Annotated in this window: 32 protein-coding genes and 2 riboswitches; of the genes, 15 read left to right on the top strand and 17 right to left on the bottom strand. The window is 37.8% G+C overall.

All coding sequences use genetic code 11. From position 1 onward, the window contains the following. Positions 1 to 154 precede the first annotated feature (154 nt). Positions 155 to 937 carry an STAS domain-containing protein gene (locus ACO1DI_RS27660; RefSeq protein WP_014459395.1) on the bottom strand — a complete coding sequence of 261 codons (783 nt, stop codon included), beginning with the start codon at positions 935 to 937 and terminating at the stop codon, positions 155 to 157. Between the two features lie 152 nt (positions 938 to 1,089). Between ACO1DI_RS27660 and ACO1DI_RS27655 the strand changes: the two genes are divergently transcribed. From ACO1DI_RS27655 to ACO1DI_RS27645, 3 genes are all read left to right on the top strand, one after another. Continuing rightward, on the top strand, positions 1,090 to 1,353 hold the full coding sequence (locus tag ACO1DI_RS27655) for a hypothetical protein (protein ID WP_014459396.1): 264 nt from the start codon (positions 1,090 to 1,092) through the stop codon (positions 1,351 to 1,353). A 352-nt stretch (positions 1,354 to 1,705) separates the two neighbouring features. Continuing rightward, positions 1,706 to 2,371, top strand: coding sequence for a cobalamin B12-binding domain-containing protein (locus tag ACO1DI_RS27650; RefSeq protein WP_014459397.1), 666 nt, complete (start codon positions 1,706 to 1,708; stop codon positions 2,369 to 2,371). Beyond that, positions 2,358 to 3,182 (top strand): STAS domain-containing protein, encoded by an 825-nt coding sequence (locus tag ACO1DI_RS27645; protein WP_014459398.1) that lies wholly within the window; start codon positions 2,358 to 2,360, stop codon positions 3,180 to 3,182. Before ACO1DI_RS27650 ends, ACO1DI_RS27645 begins: the two co-directional genes overlap by 14 nt. Before the next feature lie 239 nt (positions 3,183 to 3,421). On the opposite strand, the gene ACO1DI_RS27640 is transcribed toward ACO1DI_RS27645, so the two are convergent. Next, on the bottom strand, positions 3,422 to 4,336 hold the full coding sequence (locus ACO1DI_RS27640; RefSeq protein ID WP_014459399.1) for a LysR family transcriptional regulator: 915 nt from the start codon (positions 4,334 to 4,336) through the stop codon (positions 3,422 to 3,424). A 409-nt stretch (positions 4,337 to 4,745) separates the two neighbouring features. Here ACO1DI_RS27640 and ACO1DI_RS27635 point away from each other — a divergent pair, with 409 nt between their 5' ends. Then, the gene (locus tag ACO1DI_RS27635; protein ID WP_014459401.1) at positions 4,746 to 5,849 is read left to right on the top strand and encodes a citrate synthase/methylcitrate synthase; all 1,104 of its coding nucleotides are present in this window, start codon (positions 4,746 to 4,748) and stop codon (positions 5,847 to 5,849) included. Positions 5,850 to 5,903: 54 nt separating this feature from the next. On the opposite strand, the gene ACO1DI_RS27630 is transcribed toward ACO1DI_RS27635, so the two are convergent. Beyond that, entirely contained in the window at positions 5,904 to 6,368 is a 465-nt protein-coding gene (locus ACO1DI_RS27630; RefSeq protein ID WP_223260182.1) for a DUF4306 domain-containing protein, read from the bottom strand. 188 nt (positions 6,369 to 6,556) lie between these two features. On the opposite strand from ACO1DI_RS27630, the gene ACO1DI_RS27625 reads away from it, so the two are divergent. Beyond that, positions 6,557 to 7,441: a diacylglycerol/lipid kinase family protein gene (locus ACO1DI_RS27625; RefSeq protein ID WP_042992051.1), complete on the top strand. Its 885-nt coding sequence runs from the start codon at positions 6,557 to 6,559 to the stop codon at positions 7,439 to 7,441. 28 nt (positions 7,442 to 7,469) lie between these two features. On the opposite strand, the gene ACO1DI_RS27620 is transcribed toward ACO1DI_RS27625, so the two are convergent. After that, positions 7,470 to 8,033: a YitT family protein gene (locus ACO1DI_RS27620; RefSeq protein ID WP_014459404.1), complete on the bottom strand. Its 564-nt coding sequence runs from the start codon at positions 8,031 to 8,033 to the stop codon at positions 7,470 to 7,472. A 151-nt stretch (positions 8,034 to 8,184) separates the two neighbouring features. Further along, a complete protein-coding gene (locus ACO1DI_RS27615; RefSeq protein WP_014459405.1) occupies positions 8,185 to 8,367 on the bottom strand; it encodes a hypothetical protein in 183 nt (60 codons plus the stop codon). 23 nt (positions 8,368 to 8,390) lie between these two features. Here ACO1DI_RS27615 and ACO1DI_RS27610 point away from each other — a divergent pair, with 23 nt between their 5' ends. Both ACO1DI_RS27610 and ACO1DI_RS27605 read left to right on the top strand, forming a co-directional pair. Beyond that, positions 8,391 to 9,560, top strand: a complete 1,170-nt coding sequence (locus tag ACO1DI_RS27610; RefSeq protein ID WP_042992052.1) for an MFS transporter — start codon at positions 8,391 to 8,393, stop codon at positions 9,558 to 9,560. 186 nt (positions 9,561 to 9,746) lie between these two features. Next, positions 9,747 to 10,193, top strand: a complete 447-nt coding sequence (locus tag ACO1DI_RS27605) for a GNAT family N-acetyltransferase (protein WP_014459407.1) — start codon at positions 9,747 to 9,749, stop codon at positions 10,191 to 10,193. A gap of 328 nt (positions 10,194 to 10,521) precedes the next feature. Here ACO1DI_RS27605 and ACO1DI_RS27600 read toward each other — a convergent pair whose 3' ends face one another. Together ACO1DI_RS27600 and ACO1DI_RS27595 are read right to left on the bottom strand one after the other, a co-directional pair. Further along, the gene (locus ACO1DI_RS27600; protein ID WP_014459408.1) at positions 10,522 to 10,878 is read right to left on the bottom strand and encodes a hypothetical protein; all 357 of its coding nucleotides are present in this window, start codon (positions 10,876 to 10,878) and stop codon (positions 10,522 to 10,524) included. Positions 10,879 to 10,944: 66 nt separating this feature from the next. After that, complete coding sequence (locus ACO1DI_RS27595; protein ID WP_423145781.1) at positions 10,945 to 11,811, bottom strand: YitT family protein; 867 nt, start codon at positions 11,809 to 11,811, stop codon at positions 10,945 to 10,947. A gap of 162 nt (positions 11,812 to 11,973) precedes the next feature. Between ACO1DI_RS27595 and cobT the strand changes: the two genes are divergently transcribed. Further along, on the top strand, positions 11,974 to 13,011 hold the full coding sequence (gene cobT, locus ACO1DI_RS27590; protein WP_014459410.1) for a nicotinate-nucleotide--dimethylbenzimidazole phosphoribosyltransferase: 1,038 nt from the start codon (positions 11,974 to 11,976) through the stop codon (positions 13,009 to 13,011). A gap of 59 nt (positions 13,012 to 13,070) precedes the next feature. Here the strand turns inward: cobT and ACO1DI_RS27585 are convergent, their stop codons facing one another. After that, positions 13,071 to 13,235, bottom strand: a complete 165-nt coding sequence (locus ACO1DI_RS27585; protein ID WP_155727968.1) for a hypothetical protein — start codon at positions 13,233 to 13,235, stop codon at positions 13,071 to 13,073. Positions 13,236 to 13,523: 288 nt separating this feature from the next. On the opposite strand from ACO1DI_RS27585, the gene ACO1DI_RS27580 reads away from it, so the two are divergent. Further along, on the top strand, positions 13,524 to 14,204 hold the full coding sequence (locus tag ACO1DI_RS27580; protein ID WP_014459411.1) for an FHA domain-containing protein: 681 nt from the start codon (positions 13,524 to 13,526) through the stop codon (positions 14,202 to 14,204). 15 nt (positions 14,205 to 14,219) lie between these two features. Here ACO1DI_RS27580 and ACO1DI_RS27575 read toward each other — a convergent pair whose 3' ends face one another. The 3 genes from ACO1DI_RS27575 to ACO1DI_RS27565 all read right to left on the bottom strand — a co-directional run bounded on the left by ACO1DI_RS27575 (position 14,220) and on the right by ACO1DI_RS27565 (position 16,033). Further along, positions 14,220 to 14,987, bottom strand: a complete 768-nt coding sequence (locus ACO1DI_RS27575) for a class I SAM-dependent methyltransferase (protein ID WP_014459412.1) — start codon at positions 14,985 to 14,987, stop codon at positions 14,220 to 14,222. Between the two features lie 188 nt (positions 14,988 to 15,175). Further along, on the bottom strand, positions 15,176 to 15,637 hold the full coding sequence (locus ACO1DI_RS27570; RefSeq protein WP_014459413.1) for a DinB family protein: 462 nt from the start codon (positions 15,635 to 15,637) through the stop codon (positions 15,176 to 15,178). 120 nt (positions 15,638 to 15,757) lie between these two features. Continuing rightward, the gene (locus tag ACO1DI_RS27565; RefSeq protein ID WP_013057736.1) at positions 15,758 to 16,033 is read right to left on the bottom strand and encodes an AbrB/MazE/SpoVT family DNA-binding domain-containing protein; all 276 of its coding nucleotides are present in this window, start codon (positions 16,031 to 16,033) and stop codon (positions 15,758 to 15,760) included. Positions 16,034 to 16,443: 410 nt separating this feature from the next. Between ACO1DI_RS27565 and rpsN the strand changes: the two genes are divergently transcribed. Continuing rightward, entirely contained in the window at positions 16,444 to 16,716 is a 273-nt protein-coding gene (rpsN, locus tag ACO1DI_RS27560; RefSeq protein WP_423145796.1) for a 30S ribosomal protein S14, read from the top strand. 29 nt (positions 16,717 to 16,745) lie between these two features. Here the strand turns inward: rpsN and ACO1DI_RS27555 are convergent, their stop codons facing one another. Further along, entirely contained in the window at positions 16,746 to 18,497 is a 1,752-nt protein-coding gene (locus ACO1DI_RS27555; protein WP_423145780.1) for an SH3 domain-containing protein, read from the bottom strand. Positions 18,498 to 19,054: 557 nt separating this feature from the next. Between ACO1DI_RS27555 and ACO1DI_RS27550 the strand changes: the two genes are divergently transcribed. Next, positions 19,055 to 19,588, top strand: coding sequence for a GrpB family protein (locus tag ACO1DI_RS27550; protein WP_014459419.1), 534 nt, complete (start codon positions 19,055 to 19,057; stop codon positions 19,586 to 19,588). 35 nt (positions 19,589 to 19,623) lie between these two features. Here ACO1DI_RS27550 and ACO1DI_RS27545 read toward each other — a convergent pair whose 3' ends face one another. The 4 genes from ACO1DI_RS27545 to ACO1DI_RS27530 form a co-directional block, all read right to left on the bottom strand. Next, positions 19,624 to 20,304: a DUF4397 domain-containing protein gene (locus ACO1DI_RS27545; protein WP_014459420.1), complete on the bottom strand. Its 681-nt coding sequence runs from the start codon at positions 20,302 to 20,304 to the stop codon at positions 19,624 to 19,626. A gap of 115 nt (positions 20,305 to 20,419) precedes the next feature. Further along, positions 20,420 to 20,857 carry a hypothetical protein gene (locus tag ACO1DI_RS27540; protein WP_014459421.1) on the bottom strand — a complete coding sequence of 146 codons (438 nt, stop codon included), beginning with the start codon at positions 20,855 to 20,857 and terminating at the stop codon, positions 20,420 to 20,422. A 92-nt stretch (positions 20,858 to 20,949) separates the two neighbouring features. Beyond that, entirely contained in the window at positions 20,950 to 21,687 is a 738-nt protein-coding gene (nfsA, locus tag ACO1DI_RS27535; protein WP_014459422.1) for an oxygen-insensitive NADPH nitroreductase, read from the bottom strand. Positions 21,688 to 21,716: 29 nt separating this feature from the next. After that, complete coding sequence (locus ACO1DI_RS27530) at positions 21,717 to 22,001, bottom strand: putative quinol monooxygenase (protein ID WP_014459423.1); 285 nt, start codon at positions 21,999 to 22,001, stop codon at positions 21,717 to 21,719. A gap of 203 nt (positions 22,002 to 22,204) precedes the next feature. On the opposite strand from ACO1DI_RS27530, the gene ACO1DI_RS27525 reads away from it, so the two are divergent. Continuing rightward, the gene (locus tag ACO1DI_RS27525; RefSeq protein ID WP_013083811.1) at positions 22,205 to 22,519 is read left to right on the top strand and encodes an ArsR/SmtB family transcription factor; all 315 of its coding nucleotides are present in this window, start codon (positions 22,205 to 22,207) and stop codon (positions 22,517 to 22,519) included. A 19-nt stretch (positions 22,520 to 22,538) separates the two neighbouring features. Here the strand turns inward: ACO1DI_RS27525 and ACO1DI_RS27520 are convergent, their stop codons facing one another. After that, positions 22,539 to 22,874 carry a CHY zinc finger protein gene (locus tag ACO1DI_RS27520; protein WP_014459424.1) on the bottom strand — a complete coding sequence of 112 codons (336 nt, stop codon included), beginning with the start codon at positions 22,872 to 22,874 and terminating at the stop codon, positions 22,539 to 22,541. 178 nt (positions 22,875 to 23,052) lie between these two features. Between ACO1DI_RS27520 and ACO1DI_RS27515 the strand changes: the two genes are divergently transcribed. The 3 genes from ACO1DI_RS27515 to kdpF all read left to right on the top strand — a co-directional run bounded on the left by ACO1DI_RS27515 (position 23,053) and on the right by kdpF (position 25,166). After that, positions 23,053 to 24,120 carry an undecaprenyldiphospho-muramoylpentapeptide beta-N-acetylglucosaminyltransferase gene (locus ACO1DI_RS27515; RefSeq protein ID WP_042992053.1) on the top strand — a complete coding sequence of 356 codons (1,068 nt, stop codon included), beginning with the start codon at positions 23,053 to 23,055 and terminating at the stop codon, positions 24,118 to 24,120. Positions 24,121 to 24,279: 159 nt separating this feature from the next. Beyond that, positions 24,280 to 24,422: riboswitch (cyclic di-AMP (ydaO/yuaA leader) on the top strand. A 72-nt stretch (positions 24,423 to 24,494) separates the two neighbouring features. Next, positions 24,495 to 24,632, top strand: coding sequence for a hypothetical protein (locus tag ACO1DI_RS27510; RefSeq protein ID WP_014459426.1), 138 nt, complete (start codon positions 24,495 to 24,497; stop codon positions 24,630 to 24,632). Positions 24,633 to 24,647: 15 nt separating this feature from the next. Then, positions 24,648 to 24,788: riboswitch (cyclic di-AMP (ydaO/yuaA leader) on the top strand. Positions 24,789 to 25,085: 297 nt separating this feature from the next. Beyond that, the gene (gene kdpF / locus ACO1DI_RS27505; RefSeq protein WP_423145795.1) at positions 25,086 to 25,166 is read left to right on the top strand and encodes a K(+)-transporting ATPase subunit F; all 81 of its coding nucleotides are present in this window, start codon (positions 25,086 to 25,088) and stop codon (positions 25,164 to 25,166) included. Positions 25,167 to 25,188: the final 22 nt, after the last annotated feature.

Genomic DNA, 25,188 nt, shown 5'->3' with positions numbered 1-25,188 from the left:
TATAAATAAATCCATTATGAAGCGCATTTATTTTCCTATACGCCTTGTTTTCCCTAACTGTATACTCTCAAACCCAATTTATTAAAAAATAAACATTTTTTAACTGACATATTCATGCATTTTAACTCTTTTTCATAAAGAACCACTTTTGGACTTATAGCTTTAGCTTCGGTAAGGCATCTTTAATGCTTTGATAGACTAAAATAAAGGACATATCATCTTCTATAGTGCTCATATGTATGGCCATGTTAGGAGAAATTCCTGTTAAAACAAGCTGAGTTCCCATGAGCTTCAGCCAATTGTAAATATTAAGAATATCACGACCGAATGAATCATTAAATTGCGCTAACCCTGATACGTCTAGGATTAAATAACGATCTTTGCTGGTTGTGTTACGCGAGGTGAAGCTATTAAATAGCATTTCTATACGCCGTTCGTTTAACGTTCCGATTAATGGAAGAACAGAGATTCCTTCCTCTATTGGCACGATAGGAGTAGATAGCCTTTCAACTTCTTCCAAAGCTTGCTGAAGCTGTTCTTGGGCTGTAATTTCTATGGTTACGTCTTTTTGAACACCGATAAAGTAATATTTATCTTCTTCTTCTATATATGTTGGGTCAATCGTTAGCTGATTATGAAAGAATGAGCCGTCTTTTCGGTAATTCACAAGCGTAACAGAGACTGACTGATTGCGGCTGATAGCGCTGCGAATTTCATCAACGTGGTGCGGGTTTGTAAGAGGGCCTTGTAGAAAACGGCAATTTTCCCCTAATACTTCTTCTTCCTTATAGCCGGTCATAAGGGAAAACCCTTGGTTAAGGTAAATAATTGGATTATCAGGTAAAGAAGGATCCGTCACGATAATGCCAGTTTGTGAGCTATGAAGGGCCTTATTTAAAATGGACCATTTTGAATCTTGAGCTTCAGGTATAGTCAATGCATTCCCTCATTCCTTGGAATTTTTATAAAAATATTGTGACATAAACACGTTTAAAAAACAATTTTCGACGCGTTTGCTTCTAGATAAAGAATAAAGATAAGGAAAAATATGTTATAATAGTTTCAGGGGCAAAGGGAGTGTGAACAAATGTGATAACTATCAATTTATTTAACGTTAGTTTCTTTGTGATGGCGCTAGTAGGCTTCATTCTTATTTTTTGTTTGCATCTAAAGTTTAACCGGCCACTGCCATTATTTAAATGGTCTTTCTTGTTCGGAACGGTGCTGCTATCGCTAAGCGTATACTTGTTTATGGCGACCAGCCAATATATTCATTTGATATGGAATACAATCGGCTCAGTTATGACAGCGCTCTATCTTATCAGTATTATGGTCGGAGCAGAAGAGTCATAAATACATATGTTTGAAAGTCTATTGAAAGTGGAAGATAAGTAGAAATGCTTAAAAGAGAACGAGACGAACTTACATTCTTTGAGCCGAAATGATGACAACTGGAAAAACACCTCGGTAAAAAATGCCGAGGTGTTTTTCGTAAATAAAAGGGAAAGGAGAATATTTAAAGAAATACTAGTCATGTTTTACTGAGTGTAGTAAAATAAAAAGTTATTATTCTATTTTTAGGTTGTTGCTATTAGCAACATGTGTTAGTCTAGAAGTGGTATACATTTTAGGCCATCTTGAAAAAGAAAGACGAGAAGCTTTTATCCAAGTTTCTTAAAAGCTTTACGTTTACTGAGGTGAAACAATGAAATCTCAAGTAGAAAAATTTGTAGGCTATTTATTAGCTGGTGATCAAGACAGCGCTTGGGAAATTGTGCTAGAAGAAATCCAACAAGGAAAGAACAGCCTAGATATTTATGAAAATTTAATTACAACCGCAATGCGAGTAACTGGAGATATGTGGGAAGAAAATATCATTTCTGTAGCTGATGAGCATGTTGCAACTACGACGTGTGATTATGTGCTAACTCGCTATCGCTTTTATAAAAAAATTCAGGGACACGCTTCAGACACCGCTCCAAGGGCACTGCTTCTATGCTTGGAACAAGAACAGCACTTCATTGGTTTAAAGATGGTGGCTTTATTGTTTGAGGAACATGGTTGGAATACTCGCTTTTTAGGAGCCAATCTACCTCTGGAATACGCTGAGAAAATGGCTATAGAATGGAAGCCGCACATGGTAGGATTATCTGTCAGCATCCCTTATCATATTGAGAGGCTTGCTGAATATACCAAAACTTTGGACAAATTAGAACCGAGACCAACAGTAATGGTAGGAGGGCGCTTAGTTTCTCAAATTGATTTCCGTTCTTACTGTTCTGAGCATACACGCCTAATTCCGGATCTTCACCAACTAAATAACTGGTTAATCAGTTATCACAAAGGAGTGGAAGTTAATGTCGATGCTTGAATATGTTCCAATTCCTTACTTTTTAGTGGATACTGAATTTAATATTTTGGAATGGTCACAACAATCAGGTCATTTATTTAAGCCTTCAGCTAATTTTTTAGATCTTGTAGACGTATTTAGTCAAGAAAAGGCGAGAAAGTTTTTAAGCTTGCGCCAAAAAGATTCTCGAGAATTGTCTGTAGACGAACCTCATGATGAGCAAACGCTTGTCCAAAGCCGAGGCCAGGCTATTCAGAAAGTAGAGCTTGTGATGCAAACCAATGATTCGCCGTATTCACTTTTTGAATGCTTGATTCAATGGGATAGCGATATAGGTCATTTAGTTTGTATTCGCCAAGATGAACGTATACAAGAGCTAACGAATCTTGTTCAAGACCATCGGAAACGATTAGCAGATACAGATTTTGAACTGCTTGAACAAAAAGAACGTCTTGAAAAATCATTACAAAAAATTAAGCAATTGTCCGCTTCTTTTATTAAGTTATCCTCTAAAGTAGGACTTATACCTCTTTTTGGAGACTTAGATACAGCTCTTGTAGCTGAAAATACGTCCATTTTGCAAAACTTTGCGCATGAAGGAAATTACACCACGCTTCTATTTGACTTTGGAGGCCTAGATATATTAACGACCGAAGGAATTCAAGCTTTTGCAGGCTTTATGCAGTCCTTCTATCTCATGGGTATCACATGCTATATTATTGGCATGAAGCCGCACCATACGGCTGCTTTGAAAAATAGAACCTTTGGTGATCAAATTATTTATATGAATAACCTGAGTGAAATTATTGCCGTGAATAAAAATGTGAGTTAAAAGAGTGGAGGAGAAGAAAGAATAACTTTCTTCTCCTCTTTCTGTATACACTTCTTTTGTTACAATTAAACATTTATTAAATCATATTCGGAGGGGTAAGATGATCATAGAAGAATGGATTGCGCTGCTAGTTCTGCTAGGGGGATGCTTTTTTTTAGTCAATCGGATGACAAAAAAGATTGAAGAAGATAGCAAAGATGACTAAAAACCTCTTCCTAATGAAAGAAGAGGCTTTTTTGTTAAGAGTTTGCTGACATCGTATGAGACGGTAAAATGATATCTTGGTCGACGAGAAAGGACAAAAGTTCTCGTGTAGCATATGACATATAGCGATCTTTTTTCAAAATGATGCCGAGCTCCCACATTGGAGTAGGTGCGGCAATTGGAATACTTTTAATAAAAGGGTTATTGATTTTTGGAAACACGGACTTTGGTAAAATAGCAATACCTAATTCAGAAGCAACTAGTTCAATAATCAAATCCCATTGAGAACTTTCGTACGCTATTTTTGGATGAAAGCCCGCTTGAATGCACTCATGAATAATGCGATCATGAAGAGAGAAATCTTTGCTGAACAGGACAAACGGCTCTTCTCTAAGCTCGCTCAAAGCAACAATTGATTTAGCTGCCAGCGGATGCTCATGATGAATGTATAAATTAAACTCTTCTTCAATAAACGGATAGATGTGAAAAAGAGGGTTTTGAATAGGCAACACGATAATGCCAAGGTCTACTTGTTCGTTTTCTACAAGTTCGACAATTCGCTTTGCGCCAAGCTCCACAAGCTCTAATTTCACCTGAGGATGTTTTGCTGTAAAGTTTTTTGCAATCATCGGGAAAACAACAGTCCCTACTAAAGGAGGAATTCCTACTTTAATATCTCCTGTAGGCAGATTCCGTAAATCATCTAACAGAGCATGCAGCTCGTGAAGAGTGGATACCAGCTTTTGGCTTTGCCCATACACAATCTGTCCTGCATCGGTTAACGTCAGCTTTCGAGTAGAGCGATCAAAAAGATCTACGCCGAGTTCTTCTTCTAGTTTCTTTACAATTTTACTTAATGCTGGCTGAGACAAGTGAATTGCAGCTGCTGCTTTCGTGAAACTTTTTTGATTGACTACTTCCATGAAATGTTGCAGTTCTCGAATATCCATAAATTCTCCTCACTAGTATTCTTAGTTTTCATACTATTTATTCTATTTATCTATTTTACTTATGATTCAAATAAATGTAAACTCTTACATAAGGAAGTGAATAGTGATTCATCTAAATATAGCACATCAAATTCCTCTAAATACGTTAGAAATCCGCATGTTTGTAAGCGTTAACAAAAAAGCACCCTCGAAGAAAATCCTAGAAAAATATTTTTTTCTCCCGTAAAACAAAGCCGCGAGCGCAGAAATAACACGTGTTGAAATGTTCATTTTGTATACTGTTCTGACAATTAAGAAAGAGGAATAAAATGGTATAGTGCACCACTAAGGTGAGTCTATTCATTCTGCAAACGAGCCGTACATAGAAAAAAGGGCTGGTTTGTTAAAAATAATTGGGGGAGTGGTTGAGATGACATACGTTAAAGGACTAGAAGGAATCGTTGCAGCTGAAACAAAAGTAGGGCATGTTGATGGAGAGAAAGGTCAGCTGATTTATCGCGGATATTGGGCAAAAGATTTGGCGATCAATTATTCTTTTGAAGAAGTTTCTTATTTAATTTGGAACGGCACGCTGCCAAATCATGATGATTTAAAAGCATTTAAACAAAAAATGGTGACTCATCGTACGCTTCCGGCTAATATTGTTGCGTTAATGGACTGTTTGCCAAAAGATACAGAAGTGATGAGCGCGCTTCGCACATGTATCTCAGCATTAGGAGACCCTTCATACAGCTGGCCTCCGACAAAAGAGCAGGCGCTTGCGATTACAGCTGTAACACCTACCATTATTGCCTATTGGTATCGTAAAATGAATGATTTAGAAGTAGTAGAGCCTAACGAGCATTTGGATCATGTAGCAAACTATTTATACATGATTAACGGAGAAATTCCAGATCAAAGTTTGGTTACTGCGCTGAACGCATATTTTGTTTTGACAATTGAGCATGGGATGAACGCCTCAACCTTCTCATCACGCGTTATTTCATCTACCGAATCTGACATGGTTTCAGCTATATGCGGAGCAATTGGCGCGATGAAAGGTCCGCTTCATGGAGGAGCTCCTTCTGGTGTTATTACCATGTTTGATGAAATTGGGAGTGAAGAGAATATTGAGCCTTGGGTTCGTAAAAAATTAGATAATAAAGAGAAAATCATGGGATTTGGTCATCGCGTTTATCGCACACATGACCCAAGAGCAGAAGCATTAAAAGAAGTATCGAAACAAATTTCAGGAGACAATGGGCTATTTGATTTAATTGTTAAAATTGAAGATAAAACCATTGAGTTACTCAATGAATACAAGCCGGGTAGAGGCATTTATACCAATGTAGAATATTTCGCTGCAGCAGTTATGAAAGCGGTTGAGCTTCCGTCTGAACTATTCACCCCAACCTTCACAGCAAGCCGTGTAGTTGGCTGGACAGCTCATGTCGTAGAGCAGTCAGAAAATAATCGTATTTACCGACCGCAGTCTGCGTATATAGGTTATACGCCAGTTGAACAAAATCAATAAATAAACTCGGTTTCACCTAAAAAACGTCGGTAGATCCGACGTTTTTTCATATGGTTAAATATATTCTTTTTGAGAATAAAATCGCTTTAATAAATAGAATAATCCGACTGCTAAGCATAAACTTGCTGCAGCTAAGCTAGAGGTAATCATGGCGTGCTCACCTTCGGTAGGGGTATGTGAAAGTTTATAGCTGCTGTAGCATAAGAGAGCTGTGATACATAAACAGCAGGAGCTAATCAATCCATACCGCTTTTTGAAGCCAATAATAGATAGTAATACAATCAAATAAATTCCGCTCACCATCATCATAATTGGAAACTGAGGGTGGAATTTAATTGTATATAACAAATAATCGATGTGAGAATAGTGATGAACCGCCGAGGACTTTGTTAGCCCTCCGGTCAAACTAGCTGATAAAGGTCCTTCAAGCATCGAAGAGCCGTTATACCAAGTAGCGACTGAGGAAAGTAAAAAAACAAAACAACTTGCAAATAGCTGCGTCATGCATTTTATTGACACGTATAGAAAGCTCCTCTCAATAACCATCTTTTGTTAATACAAGTCCGAAAATTATTATAGCAGGTTTTGAAAGTAAAAAAAGTACTATTGGAATGGTTTCATAAAACGTTCATATTTGAAAAGGTTTGTTTTTTTAAAATAAAGGGAAAAAAGGTGAAACGAAAGATATGAATAGAGGAGAGAGAAAGATGAAGGCAGCAGTGATTTTGAATCCAAACGCAGGAAACAAAAAATTAGTAAATGAAATTGACTTTATATGTGATCGGTTAAACACTGCATTTGAGACGGTTACTTTATATAAAACAGAGCAACCTGGAGATGGTGCCGATCTGGTAAGAAAATTGGAAGGCAAAGCGGATGTCATTATTGGAGCAGGTGGAGACGGGACAATTTATGAGCTGATCAACGCTCTTGCTCCGCTGAAGCAACGCCCTGTATTTGCTATTTTACCTGGAGGAACGTGCAACGACTTTTCGCGTGCAATTGGAATGAATCAAAATCCTTTAAAAGCAGTGGAGCAAATTATAGAAAAGCAGACGGAGGCAGTGGATGTTGGAAAACATGGCGAAGATTATTTTTTAAACTTTTGGGGAATCGGCCTCGTAGCTGATGTATCTGAAAATATTTTAGAAGAAAATAAAGAGAAATTTGGTAAGCTCTCTTACTACATGAGCGTAGGTAGAACTTTAAATCAAGCAGAGCCTTTTCACCTAAAAATGACGAGCGAAAAAGCTTCCTATGAAGGAGAAGCTGTTATGGTGTTAATTGGGAACGGTCCTTTTTTAGGAGGAACTCGCGCTATGCTAGGAAACAGCTCATTTCAAGACGGATTATTAGATGTATTCGTTATTAAAGAAATGGGAATCGAGCCCGTGATGGCATGGTTACAAACAAGCCCTGATGAGGAACAGCTTAACCCTGACAGCAACCTTATGCATTTTCGTGCAAAAGAAGTCCATATCGAAACTACTCCTGAAAAAACGGTAGATTGTGATGGAGAAAAAGAAACGACAACACCTTCAACGATTACGGTTCTCCACAATCACATAAATATGATAGTCGGAAACAGATAAAAAAACGCTGGAACTTCCAGCGTTTTTTTTATGAAGAGAGCCATCGGGGAGAAGTAAAGAGCATAATCATTATGCTGCTCATCGTAATAACAAGCATGGAATAGCAAAAAGCAGTAAATCCGATAATATGTAAGCCCACTATCATAATCGTACTGTCTAAGATAAAAATGGTTACTCCTATATTGATTTTCCATTTTTTTGATACAATAATAGCAATTAAATCAAGCCCATCCGAACTGATGCCGTAGCGAAGCATCAGTCCTATTCCCATTCCTACGAGTGCGCCTCCAAGCAATGAGCTAAAGAGCAAAGGAAGCTCCAACGTGCCTTCGAGAATAGACAGCCATTCTGTCATAAAAAAAGAAACAAATAAACCTATACTTCCATAAAAAAAGTTTTGACGATGACGAAAAAAAGCATATAAATAGACAGGTACGTTCAAAAAGAAAATGGACATTCCGATAGGAGTTCCAAACACATAATATACGATAAGCCCAAATCCTATAAGTCCACCGTCTAGTAAGTGATACGGAGCAATAAATCCGTTTAGCCCTAGTCCAATTAATAAGCTGCCACAGCAAATCGAAACCACTCTCGAAAAAATATTCCTCACCCTATACGTTAAATTTTAATAGGAGTACTCGTCCATCTATGTATATGGCAAGCTTAGGTTATTTAGAAGTAAAGAAGAAAAAAGAAAATTATGTAAAAAGTATTGATTCTATAACTCTGATATTCTATAGTTAATCTAACTTCGTTTTCACGACAATTTCTTGATTTTTTACGATACTGTTTAACTGTTTGTATTTTTTAATATATAAAAAAGTTGTGTTGTGCAAAAAGCATATGATTGTAATAAGTCGATAAAAGCAAGCCGCTATATAAAGGGGTTGATTACGTGTAGGATTCTCTTTCTTTTCAGTCATACTAAAAAGAAAGAGGGATTGTCGTGAAAAATCGTTCCGTACTTTTTTTATGGTTTGGTCAAAGCCAAGCCAATTTAGCAGATGTATTATATATTGTTGCGTTAATCAGCATTCTTTATGCTCAAAATAGTTCTCCTGTGCTGCTTTCATGCATTCCGTTTACCATTACGGCTGCTAAGTTTTTGAGCAGTTTTACTGTGCCTTTTCTTATAGATCGCTACAGGGCTAAGCGTATTCTTGTTGTGTCTCAGCTGTTAAAAACCAGTGTTTTGTCTATGTTTTTCTTGTGGCATATGTCGCTTATCAGCATGCTGTGCTGCGTGGCGTTTATTGCTTTTTTCGATGGGTGGGCAGCTCCGGTTCAAAGCTCTATGCTTCCTCATTTAGTAGATAAAGAGAAGCTGTTAAAATGGAACAGTATGTTTAATGTCACCGATCAAACGATTCAGATTGCAGCCTATCCGCTTGGAAGCTTTCTGATCATTAGCTGGGATGCTACTGGCCTTTTATGGCTGTCATTTTCGTTATTCAGTTTGTCAATCATATTTATGCAGGCCATTCGCATGAACGCTCATTCTTCTAAAACGAAGCAAAAACAAGGGTTAAAAGAGGGATGGAAGCTAATTTGGCATTATCCGCGCCTGCGGGTTTTATTAGTCATGGAGGTTTTAGAAGGGATGGCTGCCGGCGTTTGGGCATCAGCAATTGTCTACGTGTTTGTGAAAGAGATATTAAATAAAAATGAAGCTTGGTGGGGATATATTAACAGCAGTTTTTTTGTTGGAACGGTTCTTGGTGGTTTCGTTTTGCTGAAGATTTCAGTTGAGCAAGAGAGAAGTCTTTATCATATCGTAATACTAGGCAGTCTTTTTTCAGGTTTCTTTACATTATTGTTCGGAGTGATATCTGTGCCTTTTCTTTCACTTTTACTTAGTTTCGCTATTGGCATTGCCCTTCAAATAAGCGCTACGTGTTCTTACACGCTTACACAAACGGCCGTTCCTTTAGAAAAGCTTCCTAAGGTGCTTTCCGCTACGCTGAGCGTTTCATATGTGACGTTTGGGCTTTCGGTGCTGCTGCTTGGCGCTGTTGCTTCGCTAAATGTGACCGCGGCGTTTCTAACGGCAGGAGGACTGATTGTAATCAGCGGCTGTGTAGGTTTATTCTTACGGAATTATGCGCTTGCTAACTAAAAAAGGTTGCTGTTTGCAACCTTTTTTTAAAACAGCGTATTTTCTCTCCTCAACCATAAGCCGTATAAGGTTGTTTGCTTTAAATACCCCCTTGTGTAAAAGTAGGAAGCTTTTCACGAAAACGAAAGGAAAAAAAGTATAGCTATCGAATTATGTTAAGAGCGTTGAGCTAAAAGGAGTGATTAAATGGTTGTCATTCGACAGGCGGTTGAAACTGATCGAGAGCGACTGGCTACGTTAATGCAAGAATATATAGTGAAATTCTGTGAGCAGCCTGACCCTTCCCGGAAAGCTTTAACTTTACATATTAAGCGTCTATTGAATAATCCTTCCTATGGTATCCAATTTGTTGCTGAATTGGAAGGGAAACTAGTAGGTTTTGCGACGGTGTACGTATCGTGGAGCACCCATTATTTTAAAGAAACAGCCGTCTTAAAAGACTTGTACGTATCTCCTTTAAACAGAGGAAATAAAATTGGTGAACGTTTGTTTAAGATTTGCCTTGCCTATTCTCAAAAGTATGAGTTTGCAGGTATGACCGCTGAGTGCAGCAGTGAAAATAAAGTTGCTCAAAACCTTTATCAAAAAATGAACGGTAAAGAAAATGAAGGGGTTCAATACCGTTTTTTTTAAGAGAAGTACAGCTTTTACTTTTAAGACTTCTACTAAATGGCAAAAATATGTTATAGTATGAAAAGTGAAATTGATGAAAATGTCGGTGGGCTATATGTTAGATGATCGTATCAATAGTAGGGAGAAGTTGGACTAGCTGTTTGAAAGGCGGCCATCCTATTTTTAGTATAGCCGCAAGGAAGGAGCAGGACCTTGAAAAAAAATCCAATCTTAAACGCGTGGAAAATAGTAACTGCGACGAGCGGTTTTTTACTTGCGCTGTTTATCTTTAAAGTCCGAAAAGGAAGATAACCATATAAAGAAAGCTCCTCGATTGAGGAGCTTTTTATTATTTAGTAATAGGAAACGTCAAGGGAGTCACTGTTGATAAAGAATCTCTGTAAGAATGATAGGTGAAATAATGACGTGTTGGACTATAAATAGTCATGTAAAGTAAATAATCATATTTCGTTTCTATATAGAAAAAAACGCCGTCTGCGTGGAGTGTATAGAAAGAGTACGAAATTCCGAGCAGCGTTTGCTTTTGTACGCTTGTGCTTGGATTTTCTTTAATCCATTCATACAGTTCAAAAACACTGACTCCTGGTGATGATTGCAGCGTATGTACTTTGTCATATAACTTATCAGATACATCGGAAACCGACTGTTTTAATTGATGAAATAAGTTGGACATTTGTTCTTTCATTGTGGTGAGCTCCTTTACGGGTAGTCAGCTATTAGCATGCTCAGAGAAATCCACGCTTATGTATAGTTAGTGAATGGCTGATTTGAATTTGCCGCCCTGCGCTTCCTGGGTATCCATAATGGTTGTAAATGCATGTGGATCAATTTCAGAAATAATAGTTTTAAGCTTGGTAATTTCTAAACGCGTCACAACTACGTATATGACTTCTTTTTCTGTACCTTCAAATCCGCCTTTACCATACAGTTTCGTCACGCCGCGGCCTAGACGATGCGTAATAGCGTCTGATAGCTCTTCATAGTGATTTGAAACAATAAAAGCTGCTTTTGTTTCATCAAGCCCTTGAATAATCGCATCGATTGTTTTAGAAGCAATATAGTACGTAAGGATCGAGTACATGGCCTGTTCCCAACCTAGCACGAACCCTGCCCAAGCGAAAATAAAGATATTTAAAAACATCACAAATTCGCCTACAGAAAACGGGATTTTTTTTGTTAATAAAATACCTAAAATCTCAGTTCCGTCTAACGCTCCACCGTGACGAATGACCGTTCCTACACCTGCTCCTAACAGCAGCCCGCCAAATACAGTAGCAAGAAGCGGTTCAGATGTTACAGCTGGAACATGGTGCAATTGAGATTCTACAATGGATAAAGCAACAACTGCAAACATAGATGAAAAGCAGAAGCTACGACCAATTTGTTTGTATCCACTATATAAAAAAGGGAGATTAAAGATGATGATAAGAAGACTGAACGGCAATTTTGTTAAGTAAACTAAAATTAGAGAAATACCGATAATACCGCCATCAATGACGGAATTTGGGACTAAAAATAATTCGATAGAAACGGCAGCCAAGGAAGCCCCAATTAACATCATAATGTAGCGATAAATGAGCCGACCTGCCTTTTCCTTTTTATGGTGTTTCGTTGTCATAAAATCTTTCCTTTCAAAATACTGCCTATACGCAACTCTTACTAGTATAACTAAGTCTTGGGAACTCTATCCAATTATCTACTTTAAAAAAGACTAGCCAGAATAAACAAAATCCTGTTAAATTAAACGGTAGACATTTGCTGAAATAAAGGAGCTGTACATATGATAAACGTTTATATTCCAGCGCTTCAAACAAGCGCTGGCGAAAAAGCGGCACGCTATATTGATACATTAACCAAACCGATAGGAAGCCTTGGGAGACTTGAAGAAATAGCAGTTGAACTAGCGGCCATGACAGGGGAAGCTTTTCCGACAGTCACGCCCCCAGGAGTCCTCGTTTTTGCAGGCGATCATGGAATTGTAAAAGAAGGAGTTTCAGCTTATCCGCAAGACGTAACGGCACAAATGGCGCTGAATTTTTTGCAGGGAGGAGCAGCTATTAACGTGTTTAGTCAGCAAATAGATGCACAGTTCAAACTGATTGACATCGGCATTGCTTCTGACCTTTCCCATAAGGATCTTGTACAACGCAAAGTGAAGCTGGGCACAGCAAGTTTTCATAAAGAAGACGCGATGACGCGCAGTGAGGCAGAGCAGGCTGTTCAAGTAGGATATGAAGAAGCTGAAGAGCTTATTGCCCAAGGAATTAAATGTTTAATTGTAGGAGAAATGGGCATCGGAAATACCACGTCAAGCACGGCTATTTTAGCTGTATTGACAGGGGAAAAAGTTGCTAAGCTTGCAGGAATGGGCACAGGGATTTCTGACGAACAACTGCGCCACAAAGTGAACGTGATTGAAGAAGCCCTACAAAATAGGCACATTAACCCTCAAGATCCGATTGATATTATCAGTAAAATAGGGGGGCTTGAAATTGCCGGAATGACAGGTGCTATGCTGGCGGCAGCTGCTCATCGTATTCCTATTTTAGTAGATGGTTTTATTTGTACAGTTGCAGCCCTTTTAGCGACAGAAATCAATATACAAGCAAGAGACTATATGTTTGCTAGTCACCAATCCGTTGAACAAGGTCACGCGTGTGCGATGAAGCTTCTTGACAAGAAGCCTCTTCTTAATCTCAATCTTCGGTTAGGTGAAGGAAGTGGGGCTGCTATTACATTTCCGCTGTTGCACTCAGCTTCATTGATGATTGCCAACATGGCCACGTTTCAATCTGCAGGAGTGTCTGAGAAAGAATAAAACTCAAAAAAGACATGGGAAGAAAACCATGTCTTTTTTCTTTATTTTATAAAAAAACCTTATATTTTTAACATCATAAACCAGTAAATGCTAAAACTAGCACCTGTTAAAATGAATGATCCAATAATTAACAATACCAGTGCAACGCGTCGTTTAATCGCTTGAATTTCTCTATCTTTTGGCAAACGTCCCATTGGTCTTCCTCCATTATGTAAATATTTCACGTATTTTCCTATTTTACTCCGCTTTAAAAAGAGAGAACATATGTCAAAGTTACTAAAAATCAAATTATTTTATAAAAAATTGTATCCCCGTTACAGCAGTACAAAGAATACGTATTCTTCTAATGAGAAAAGAAATACCCTAAAGGTTTACTTACATGACAACAACCTTTATCATATAACTGACTATACTATGATGTTATCCAAAGTTGGAAGAAATCTCAATAAATGTGAGTGTTATAATTACATAATAAGAGTCAGAAAAATTTAAAAAAAGAGTGTGAGCAAACAATGAACGGTATGTTGATTATTCGGAACGGTGCTCCTTTTTATGAAGGAGCTTCCGTGCCTATTCCAAAAGATAAAGCCTGTATTATCGGGCGAAGCAGTGAAGAATGGGAGCCTTATCTGGCCTTTCAAAGTGCTTACATTTCACGGAAGCATTTTGAAGTAACGTACGAAAGCAATACATTTTTCATTACAGACTTGTTTAGTAAACACGGGACAAAAGTAAACGGAGAAGAGTTACAGCCTGGAACTCCTCGTTTATTGAAAGAGCAGGATGTCATTACCTTAGCAAATGAAGAGGCAGCCTTAGTATTTAGAAATGATGATATGGATGCAACCCTCGATTTAGGACCTTTGCTAAAACAAATAAATAAGCCATTTTACACATTAGATCCAATTTTGCAGAAAGTAAAAGTAAAAGAGGAAACATATATTCTGTCAGATAAAGAATACTCGTGCTTAGCTTATCTTCTAGAATACAACAATCAATTTGTTTCAAAAGAAGCGTTAAAAAAAAGCGTTTGGCCTGAACGAGTAGAGTCAAATGGAGAAATTCTAGTAGCAGCGGAGGAGCTGAATGCGCTGATTTACCGGGTTCGCAAAAAAATAGGAACATATTTAGAAATCGAAGTGATTCGAGGAAAAGGATATTGGCTGCACTTTAACGAAAATGGACGTGAATAGAATCACGTCCATTTTTTAATCTCGTTTTACAGCATGTACACGTATATGTTTAGCTTCTGCTAGCCAAGATCCATTTTGAAATAGTTTATCTTGCATTCGATTTTCTAAGCGCGTGATGAGGACATTTTTAGTTTCTGTCGTCACGTGAGCAAAAAGAGGGGCTGCATTTATTTCTAGCCAATTACGCAAGCCGTTTTCCCCTTTTAACAAGAAGGGACGGCTGTAGTGAATGGCCGTGGTGACTTGAAAATTCTGTGATTCCAAAAGAGAAGAATATTCAGCTACAGAAGGAAAGTACCATGGGAAATCTACATCGTTATAAGGGATATCAAACGTTTTAAATTGACGAATGATTTCTGTGAAAATTTCGTCCATGTTTCCTTTTCCCCAAAATTCTGCTACAAATCGGCCATTTGGTTTTAAAGCATTGTAAATGTTTTTAATGACAAGGTGAGGGGGACGGATGTCGTGTAAAGTTGCATTGGAAAAAACTGCGTCAAATTGTTCGTAATAAGGAAGGTTAAGGGCATTTAACTGTTCAAAGGATAGAGTTGGGTACTGATGACGAGCCTGTTCAATCATATTTTCAGAGCAATCGATGCCCGTCGCATGGACATGAAGCTTATTGAGCTGCGAAATAAATTCGCCAGTGCCGCAGCCAATATCTAAAATATGTTCGCCAGCTTGAGGAGAAAGAAGGTTCATAGCACTTCCTCCAAATGAAGAAACAAACGGAAGATGATACACTTGAGCAATTTTTTGTTGGTTAACAGTTTGACTCATGAAGTGATTCCTCCTTTGTAAAAGATGATGACTATCGTTTTATAAGAAGAAACAAGCTTTGAATAGTAGATATGAAGTTATTGATAGAATTATACCATATATCTTACTTATTATGCCGAAAACTCCAAAGAAAAAGCGCACCAAACTTCTAGCTTGGGCGCTTACAAGCACGAACTATTTTATAACCATTAACCGAACTGAACAAATAGAGGAAGATCTGTATGACCCATCTCACGTACGTAGACGTATAAATTTCCTTTATGATGAATTTCATGGTCAATCGCCATTTGTAAAAGTTGTCTTCCGGGAAGCTTTCTTCCAAACGCTGCAGTTGCGTCAATCGTCTTATTTAAATCATCTTCGCTAAGTGAGCGTAATACGTCTACTGTTTTTTTCGTGTATTCAGCTGCAAGGTCCGATAATGACTTACCGCTAAAATCAGCTTTTTGACCAAGTGGAGATAAATCACCGGATTTTACCACTGATGCAAATGCATAAAAGGATGTTAAAATATGCGTAGATAAGTCAAAAGCGGACATAGATGTCGGGGCAGGCTTGTATTCGTAGTGACCTGCTTCAATTTTGTTGATTAATTCATTAGTTACGTTTCGATGTGCTAAAAAGTGATGAGTAATTTGTTCAACTGTCATGATAAAAGGCTCCTTTATTATGTATTCGCTTCTGAGTATAGCATCTGAAAATCAGAAAGCGAAGAAAAAACTTTATCAAAAAGAAAAACAGCTGCATATGAGCAGCTGCTTTTCATATTATTAGAAATTACGTTGTTTTAACTCTTCAAGCAATAACTCCATACCTTCGCGGCTTAAAGTTAATTTGCCATCTGCGATTGTTACGTTGTCAGAAGATACTTCGCCAGTAATCGCACAAGCACCGTTCGGCTCATATTTCTTTAAAATAATTCGATCTGTTTCGACAAAAATTTCAACAGGATCTTTTACATCTATTTCAAGAACACGTCTTAACTCTTTCGGAATTACGATACGACCTAAATCATCTACTTTTCTTACAATACCAGTCGATTTCATTTTTTAATCACCTTTACTTTTATATTTTATTGAGTACGCAAAATATTATTTTTGGAATTTCTAAGATGATTATATACTAGATAACCGCTAAATTTGTCGAAGTTATTAATATGTAAATGAACTGTAATATTATTGAAATATTATCTGTAAATACAAATCCTCCTACAATATGGAATATGTAGGGCTCTTTGTATGATATAGGAGATGAAGGAATTAATTACATTTGACATACAATGTTATTTATGTTTATACAGCAGCTTGGGGATAGGCTACATGTAAGTATGGAAGCAAATAAGTTGAAAGAATGAAGAAAATATGATTAAATCAGAGAATAACTTGCTCAAAATAATTAAATCGTAATGATTACGTATTTCAAATAAAAAAGTAATAAAACGAAAGGATGACAAAGAATTTGGCTAAAAAAAGCAAAAGTTGTAAAAGAACAAAAGCGTCAAGAGATGGTAGCGAAGTACGCGCAATTGCGCCAAGAGCTGAAGGAAAAAGGAGATTACGAAGCGTTAAAAAAATTGCCTAGAGATTCTTCACCAACGCGCTTAAATAATCGCTGCCGCGTTACCGGTCGTCCTAGAGGCTACCTTAGAAAATTTGAAATGTCACGCATCGCATTTAGGGAATTAGCCTACAAAGGACAAATTCCAGGTGTTAAAAAAGCAAGCTGGTAGTATAAAAGCCCTCATAATGAGGGCTTTTATTATTTATTAGCTGCAAAATATCGAGCAATTCCTTGATAAATGCCTGTAGATATTTGCTGCTGATACGCGTTAGAAGAAACAATTTGCTCATCGTGAGCATTTGATAAAAAGCCTAATTCAAGAAGTACAGCACGCTGGTTGTTTTCTCGAGTAACATAATAATCTCCAAAATGAACTCCCATATCCTTCATAGAAGGCGCGTTTTCAGCCATGCTTTCTTGAATGTATTTTGCTAATTCTTTATCTTTGGCTTCACTGTAATAAAATGATGCGATGCCGTTTGCAGAAGATGAAGTAGAAGCGTTATAGTGAATGCTGATAAATGCATCTGCATGCTTTGCTTCACTAACGTTCACTCGTCCGCTTAGTGAGATAAAAGTATCGTTTGAACGAGTCATAAATACATTTGCTCCAGCATTAGCTAAGCGGCTTGCTACAAGTTTTGCTGTTGTTAGCGCTAGTTTTTTCTCAATTGATGATTTACCTGAAGTACCAGGGTCATATCCGCCGTGCCCAGCGTCTACTACAATAATTTTATCTTTTAAAGCAGCAGAAGGGGAAGGCAAACTAGCTGAAGTTGTGGAACCAGCCGGAGCTGTTAGCCCTTTTGATACCCATGCTGTTTGACTTGCAGAGTACTGAATTTGCACCCAGTCATTCTTTTCGCCTACTTTTTTGAATCTTTCGCCTGCTTTTGCTACACGGATAATTCCCGCGCTTAAGCTCGGCTGACTGCGTAAATTTGAAGCTTTTGTAATTTGAATAGACTGGGCTGTTTGTGAAGACTGTCCGGAATCAGCTTGCAAATATTGACTCGCCACCCAGCCCGTTTGACCGCTTGCCGTTTTGATCTGTGACCAAGACCCGCTTTCTTTTACCACCGTTACTTTGGAACCTCGGGATAAGTTCGTCACGACCGATGCGCTTGTGCTCGCAGAAGAGCGAACATTTAATGAGCTAGCGTTAACAACCGCTGACTTGGATGTCGTAGAACCCAAGTTACTAGTCGGTGTAGAAGAACCGGATCCTGCTTGTAGGTACTGACTCGCCACCCAGCCCGTTTGACCGCTTGCCGTTTTAATCTGAGACCAAGACCCGCTTTCTTTTACCACTGTTACTTTGGAACCTCGCGATAAGTTCGTCACGATAGACGCGCTTGTGCTCGCAGAAGAACGAACGTTTAGTGAGCTGGCGTTAACGGTCGCTGACTTGAATGAAGTAGAACCCGAGTTTTTATTCGGTGTAGAAGAACCGGATCCTGCTTGTAGGTACTGACTTGCTACCCAGCCTGTTTGACCACTTGCCGTTTTAATCTGTGACCAAGACCCGCTTTCTTTTACCACCGTTACTTTGGAACCTCGCGATAAGTTTGTCACGATGGATGCGCTTGTGCTTGCAGAAGACCGAACGTTTAATGAGCTCGCATTAACGATCGCTGACTTCGATGTCGAATTTTCGGTAGAAGTACTGTTTGTTTGCGTTTTATTTATGTATTGAGATGAAATCCAAGCGTCTTTACCGTTATAGGTAATTTTAGCCCATCCTTTACTTTCATCTACTATATTAACGGTGTTTCCCTTCGTTATTTTCCCAACGATAGCACCGCTTGTACTAGGCGTTGCACGTACATTTAACGATGTAGCAGTTACTTTGGCCGATTCAGCTGCATCTGCATCAATGGAATGCAAAAGCAATGAAGAGCTTAAAAGAACAGAAGAAACGGCTGTGTACATGACATGTTTTTTATTCATTTTTTCCTCCTTGCAAATTAATTTCAACATAAGTTTATTGGTATACAAAGCATATATCGGCAAAAAGTCCAAAATTTTGAGTGAAATCTACTATTATCTCATAATACCGATATTATCCATCATACTATATGTCGAAATTCAATTGTATAATGAATTTGAACTATCTGCCATCCTTACCGATAAAATTTTACATTAATGTAAAATATAATTATGTTAAAGGTTGAATTTAGAGATATTAAAAGCATTTAGTCCTTTGTTTATCTACATTTTGAGGACGTGTTTTATACTAGAGAAAATGTAAAATAGTATAAAGCAGCCGGATGTGAATAGGATAGAGGAGAGATAGCAGATGAAATCGTATCTATCTTTTGAAGGAGGAAACATCCACAATTATGAAACATTTAGAATAAAAATAACAAAAATATATAAAATAATAAAAAGCCTGTCTATATTGCTGTAAAGATCGTAGCATAAACTAAAAGTAAATAGTTAGAAAATTCTTTCTTTTTACTTTGAAACATGGTACAGTATAAAAAAGTGAAAGGGTGGAAACTGATATGCGAAAGATTGTTCAGTATGAAACAAAGTGGTCGCTTTTGTATCAAATGGAAAAAGAAGCGTTGCTTAATACACTAAAGGACTTTTCAGTAGACATCGAACATATTGGAAGCACGTCCGTTCCAGGATTGGCAGGTTCACCAATCGTTGATATTTTAATCGGAGTCAAACGCGAAGAAGACATAAATGAAGTGCGGGCTATATTAAAAAATAAATCTCACGTATATGTAGCGGAAAAAGAGATGTTTGTCTTATTAAAAGAAGGCGTTCCAGCTGCGCACTATCCTCCAATTATGACAGCTAAAAATGCCCGTAGGCTCATTCCACATGATGCTAGAAGAAGTCATGTGTATGTAACGGTCAGTGAATCTCCTTACTGGAACGAGCGAATTAATTTCAGGGAGCAGTTACGCTCGAGCGAACGTGCTAGAAAAAAATATGAAGGTATGAAATACGAGCTTTCAAAACGATTGTGGAACGACATTTCTACCTATGAGTACAAAAAAGAGGAATTTATTCAGAGCAGTCTATAAAAAACGTCATTTCAATTGAAATGACGTTTTTTAAGTTAATTATCTTGTAAAACAATTGTTTCAAGCTTGTCAGCAGTATTTACTGCAAGAACCGTATAGTTTTTACCGCTTTCAAGATTTGTTCCAGGAAGACTTAGTACCTCTTTTCCATCCGCTGTGGAAACAGATAGATCGTACGAACCCGGATTTACTACTTGATAACCTGAAATGCTTTTAAAAGATAGATCTTTAAATAAAGGAGCAGCACCTTTAGGGCCTACGTTTACTGCAGGAGCATCAGGAGATAAATGAGCAATACGCAGGCTTGCTTTTCCATCCATTCCTTGCTTATTATTCGTGAAAGCCTGTAGTTCAAGATTTTCCGCTTTATTTACGGCTGCTACTGTATATGATTTTCCACCGTCTACAACAAGGGTAGCTTCAATGAGCGAATCTTTTGTACCTTTTGTCTTCGCTTCGTACACTTCTACTTTATGAGAACCAGCTGACAAAGGCAGGGGATTAGAGACATCTTTAAACTTTGCTCCTTCTACCAAGGCTTTGTCATCCACAAAAATGTCTACAGCCGGAGCATCCGGTGAAGCATGAACAATGCGAACTTCCGCATTTTGAGCTGTTCGGTCATCTGCAGCAGGGGGTGTTTCAGCGGCAAATACTAACATGCGGCTAAGTGCCAAGAAGGCAATCACTGCTACCATTACGAATAGTCGTTTCATCAAGTATCACTCCTTTTTTAGTATACACAGCTTTATGTAAAGAGAAGAACTGTGCAGTTGTTAGCGTATACTAAATAAAAGCAACTATTCGTGTGTTTGTTAACTTTTGACGTGTTTACTGAGATTTCTGACGGAAAAATCGAAGAATAGCCAAAATATTGTACAGAGTTGTTAAGAGCCACGTCAATAAAAAGCCTAGGCCAAGCCCGATATTGGCATCTATATACGTATGCGTGAAATCATCATATACGACGTAGGCAAGAGGAGCAATCGACAGCAAAAATAGAAAAGGAAACAAAAGCGTTTTCCACCTGCTTGAAGTGAAAGTTAAATACAATAAAAGGAAAGCGGAGAACAATAGAAGACCGTCTCGAATAGCCCAAGGTAAAACGCCGATATGTGGATTAGCAAGAAGAAAAGTCGGGACAATTGAAAGGAGGAAAAGAAGAGAGAGCAAAGTCACGTGAAGTGTGTGCTTTTTTGTAAAAGCCGGCACTAATAAAAACGCTGCCGTTGCACCTAAAAGAAAATTACAAATTAAAATAAACTCCATATCAACACCTCATTTATTGAGTATTACTTTTAGTCTATTCAGCACGCTGTTAAAGTAGATAAAAAAGCTGCGATGTTCATCGCAGCTTTTGGTTATTCGAATTTAAATCCTTGTTTTTCAAGCATCGCTCGAACTTCTGGATAATAAATGGTTTTATAAATAGCTGATACAGTTTGTGACCAGTTGCGGTCATCAGCACCGTTTGTTCTGTTTTTCATATACTCTGCCATTTCAGCATCATAGTCTTGAATCAATGACTTTAAGTCGTGATTATAGCTTTCACGATGGTGCACGGCAGCTTGTGGCAATCGAGGCTTTTTCGCAGAATGATCTGCCGGATGTCCAACCACAAGACCGCTTACTGGGAATACGTATTCCGGTAAATCCAGCAGTTCAATGACTTCTAGCGGTTTTCTGCGAATTCCTCCGATTGGTACTGTACCTAAACCGAGTGATTCTGCTGCAACTGTTGCGGCTTCTAACGAAATTCCAGCATCAGTTGCCCCGACTAAAATTGATTCAAGCCCATCGGTTACGCCAAGAGGGGCATCGTTAAGCTCAGCTGCAATCTTAGCACGATTAAAATCTGCACAAAAGATTAAAAATAGAGGAGCTTGGTCAATCCACGCTTGGTTGCCGGCAAGCTCTGAAAGTTTTTTCTTCTTTTCTTTATCTTGGACGCTAATAATAGTCACTTGCTGTCCATTAATAGAAGAAGCAGCTGACTGAGCAGATTGAATAATCGTATCTAAATGCTCGTCGCTTACTGCTTCATCTGTATACTGACGGATAGAACGATGATCTTGAATTGTACGAATTGCTTCATTCATGATGCTTCATCCTTTCAAAGAAGTTATGATTAACCTTGTAATGTTTTTACATCTAAAGGTGCTACAAGTACGCCAGTTTGAGCAAATGCTACAAAACTTTGGAAGTGAGCTGATTTATTGTGCGCTTGAATTGCTTCTTCGCTTTTCCACTCTTCAATCATCATAAACGTGTTAGGTGTAAAAGCATCTTCAAATAGCTGATAGTTGCTGTTTCCTTCTTCTTGTAAAGAATGCTTAATTAGTTCTTGTACGTTTTCTAAAAATTGTTCTCTTTTTTCTGGGTTAACTTTCATTGAAGCTTGTAAATGAATCATGGATGATTCCTCCTTTAATAATGATGGTGCTTTATATTATTTGTTTTGTTTTTAATCTTTCATTCAATTTATGATTAAAATGAAGATAAGTTCGAATATCATCGAACAATGAAACTATAACACCAATTAAATAACAGTGCAAGGATTTAGTTCGAAAGATATCGAACATTGATACACAAAAGAAGCTGTGTTATATTTTAAGCATGAGAAAACCTTATCAACCACCGAAATCTGAAATTAAATTAACGCCTATTTTACACGCGTTGAGTGATCCTAACCGGCTGCGTATTGTACAGTGTTTAGCGACAAGAAAGGAGCAGACCTGTTCGTATTATCAAAAATTAAATGTATCGAAATCAACGCTATCACATCATATTAAAGTACTTCGCGAAGCTGGAATTATCAAACTACGTATAGAAGGCACGCAGCACTATTATTCTTTGCGATTAGAAGAACTTGAGGAATTATTCCCAGGTCTGCTTCCTTCCATTATCAATATAGATGAGCAGTTATTTTAAAAGCTGAACGATGTTTCGTTCAGCTTTTTTGTTCAAAATAAATGTGTCCATGCAGGCTGCATCCGGGATTAAAAGAAGAACGACAGTGAGGGCAAGTCGAGTTACAGGTTAAATATTCATTAATTGAGAGCTCATGTTTACATACTCCGCAAAGAATAGCTTTTTCATTAAACATAGATTTTGGCCATCTTTTAATGTCGTGATTAGCATGTCCATTATGACATTGATAACATGGATAATATGTATTACAGCAATAAAATTTTATTGCAATAATATCTTTATCAGTATAATAGTGCACACAGCGCGTTTCTGAATCCACTGTGTCACCTTTTACCACAGGTACAGATTTGTTCATTATAATCACTCCTTATGAAAAGTATAGCATGCTTTTATACGCCTTATCATACATATGTAAAAAGAAAAATGCTATAATAAAACCATCGTTTTACATGTCAGATTACATGCTAAAAAGATTAGATAAAAAATTAATGTCAAAACAGATTGATTAAGTGATGCAAAGAGAGGAAGAAAAAATGAGTAAGCAAGTTATCGTTTTTACCGGAGGCGGAACAGCGGGGCACGTAACGCCAAACATTGCGATTATGAAAGAATTAGACAGTGAAAAATGGGATATCCATTATGTCGGTTCTCACAATGGTATTGAGAAAGAATTAATTGCTAAATTAAACGTTCCATATCATGCAATTTCAAGCGGGAAGCTTCGTCGCTACGTGGATATGGAAAATGTAAAAGATGTATTTCGAGTAGCAAAAGGGGTTGGCGATGCGCGTCGCGTGCTGAAAAAACTAAAGCCTTCTCTTGTTTTTTCAAAAGGCGGTTTTGTCACAGTTCCTGTTGTAATGGCTGCTAAATCTTTAAACATTCCCGTGTTCATTCATGAAAGTGATTTAACACCGGGACTAGCAAATAAAATTGCGCAGAAATTTGCCACTAAAATTTTCACTTCTTTTGATGAAGCTGCAAACTACTTTCCAAAAGAAAAAGTGCAGGTTGTTGGTTCACCTATTCGAAAAGAGTTATTTAGCGGAAGCGCAGCGAACGGGGAAAGCTGGCTTCGCTTTTATGATAAGCGCCCAATTTTAACCATTATGGGCGGAAGTTTAGGAGCGCGCCGCATCAATGAAATTGTTCGAGAGTCTTTGCCTGAATTGCAAAAGAAATTTCAAATTGTACACCTTTGCGGAAAAGGCAATATTGATACAAGCCTTGAAAAAGAGTCGGGCTACCGTCAGTTAGAATACGTAAATGAACAGCTTCCGGATGTTTTAGCGGCAACTGATTATGTGATTACACGCGGTGGATCCAATGCCATCTTTGAGTTTTTAGCTCTTCATAAACCGATGATGATTATTCCTTTATCAAAGGCACAGAGTCGCGGAGATCAAATTTTAAATGCACAATCCTTTAAGAAAAAAGGCTACTGTATGGTTGTAGAAGAAGAACAGTTAACAAAAGAACTGTTTTTGCGTGAAGTAAATGAGCTTCAGCAGCAGGCAAGTACAATGAAGCGTACAATGCGTGAAGCAACAAAAACGGATGCCATTTCAATTCTTGTAAATGAAATTGAGAAAATGAGCTAAAAAAAGCGTTCTTATCGAGGAGATAAGAACGCTTTTTTTCTTTCAAAACTATTATTTTAAAATAATGAATAAATATAGAAAAATAAAGCTTTTAAAATTTCAAAAAATGTTGTTGACAGTAAATTTTAACAGGAGTAAGATTACTCTCATGAAACGTTCCACAGTGAAACGCTGAGTCTTTCCTGAAAGAGAGGGAAAGAGCGGAGGACCCAATTATTAGGGGTGAATCTCTTAACTGAGTAGGGTTACTTTCTTGACCCGAACCCGTCAGCTAACTTCGTAAGCGTTAAGAGAGAGGATGGTGTAATCGTGGTCGTTTTCTATAACAGCGGATAGTACGCTCCTTTCAAAATATAGGTGAAAGGAGCGTCCAGATGCATTTATCTAAGCAAATGATTCAAATGATTGAATATCGGGCAATGTGCGACCAGCAATCTTTTGATCTAGCAAACCGCTATTTGTCTACGTTGGCTAATCAAAGTTTTAAACGCAGCAGTAAAAGTCATCATTAAGTCTAAAAATTAAATAACAAATATACGCTTAATCAATTATGAGCGGGGGACCCAATATTTTGTACGTATGTACTAGGGGTGAATCTCTTAACTGAGTAGGGTTACTTCCATAACCCGAATCCGACAGCTAACTCCGTAAGCGTTTTGGGAGTAAAAAATTCGTGTCAATCACGGCTTATTTGTCGTGCATTAAACCGCGGAAGAGAACTCTCTTCTGCGGTTTTTTAGTGGAAAAAAATAGCATCACGTCTCGCGGTTAGCTTTTTTGGACCTGATGCTTTATGAAAAGAAACCGTCACTAAACTTAGAAGCTATCATTTTTGTCAGGAAACAGTTAGGAGGAAGCAACTTGGATATGATGATGCTTGGAACGCTTGCCTTATTAGCGACTGCTATGTACGGAATTATTCGCTGGTCGTCTCATGTAGTAGACGACAGAGAGGAGAAGTGAACATGTCGTTCATTTTGTTAGGTATTTCAATTACCGTTTTAATTTATTTAGTATATGTACTGTTAAATCCAGAAAAATTTTAATAAGCGGAGGAATAAAACGTGG

This window comes from Priestia sp. 40 (assembly GCF_049368575.1).
GTDB classification, from domain to species: Bacteria; Bacillota; Bacilli; order Bacillales; family Bacillaceae_H; genus Priestia; species Priestia zanthoxyli.
This window is presented reverse-complemented; position numbering and strand designations above follow the sequence as displayed.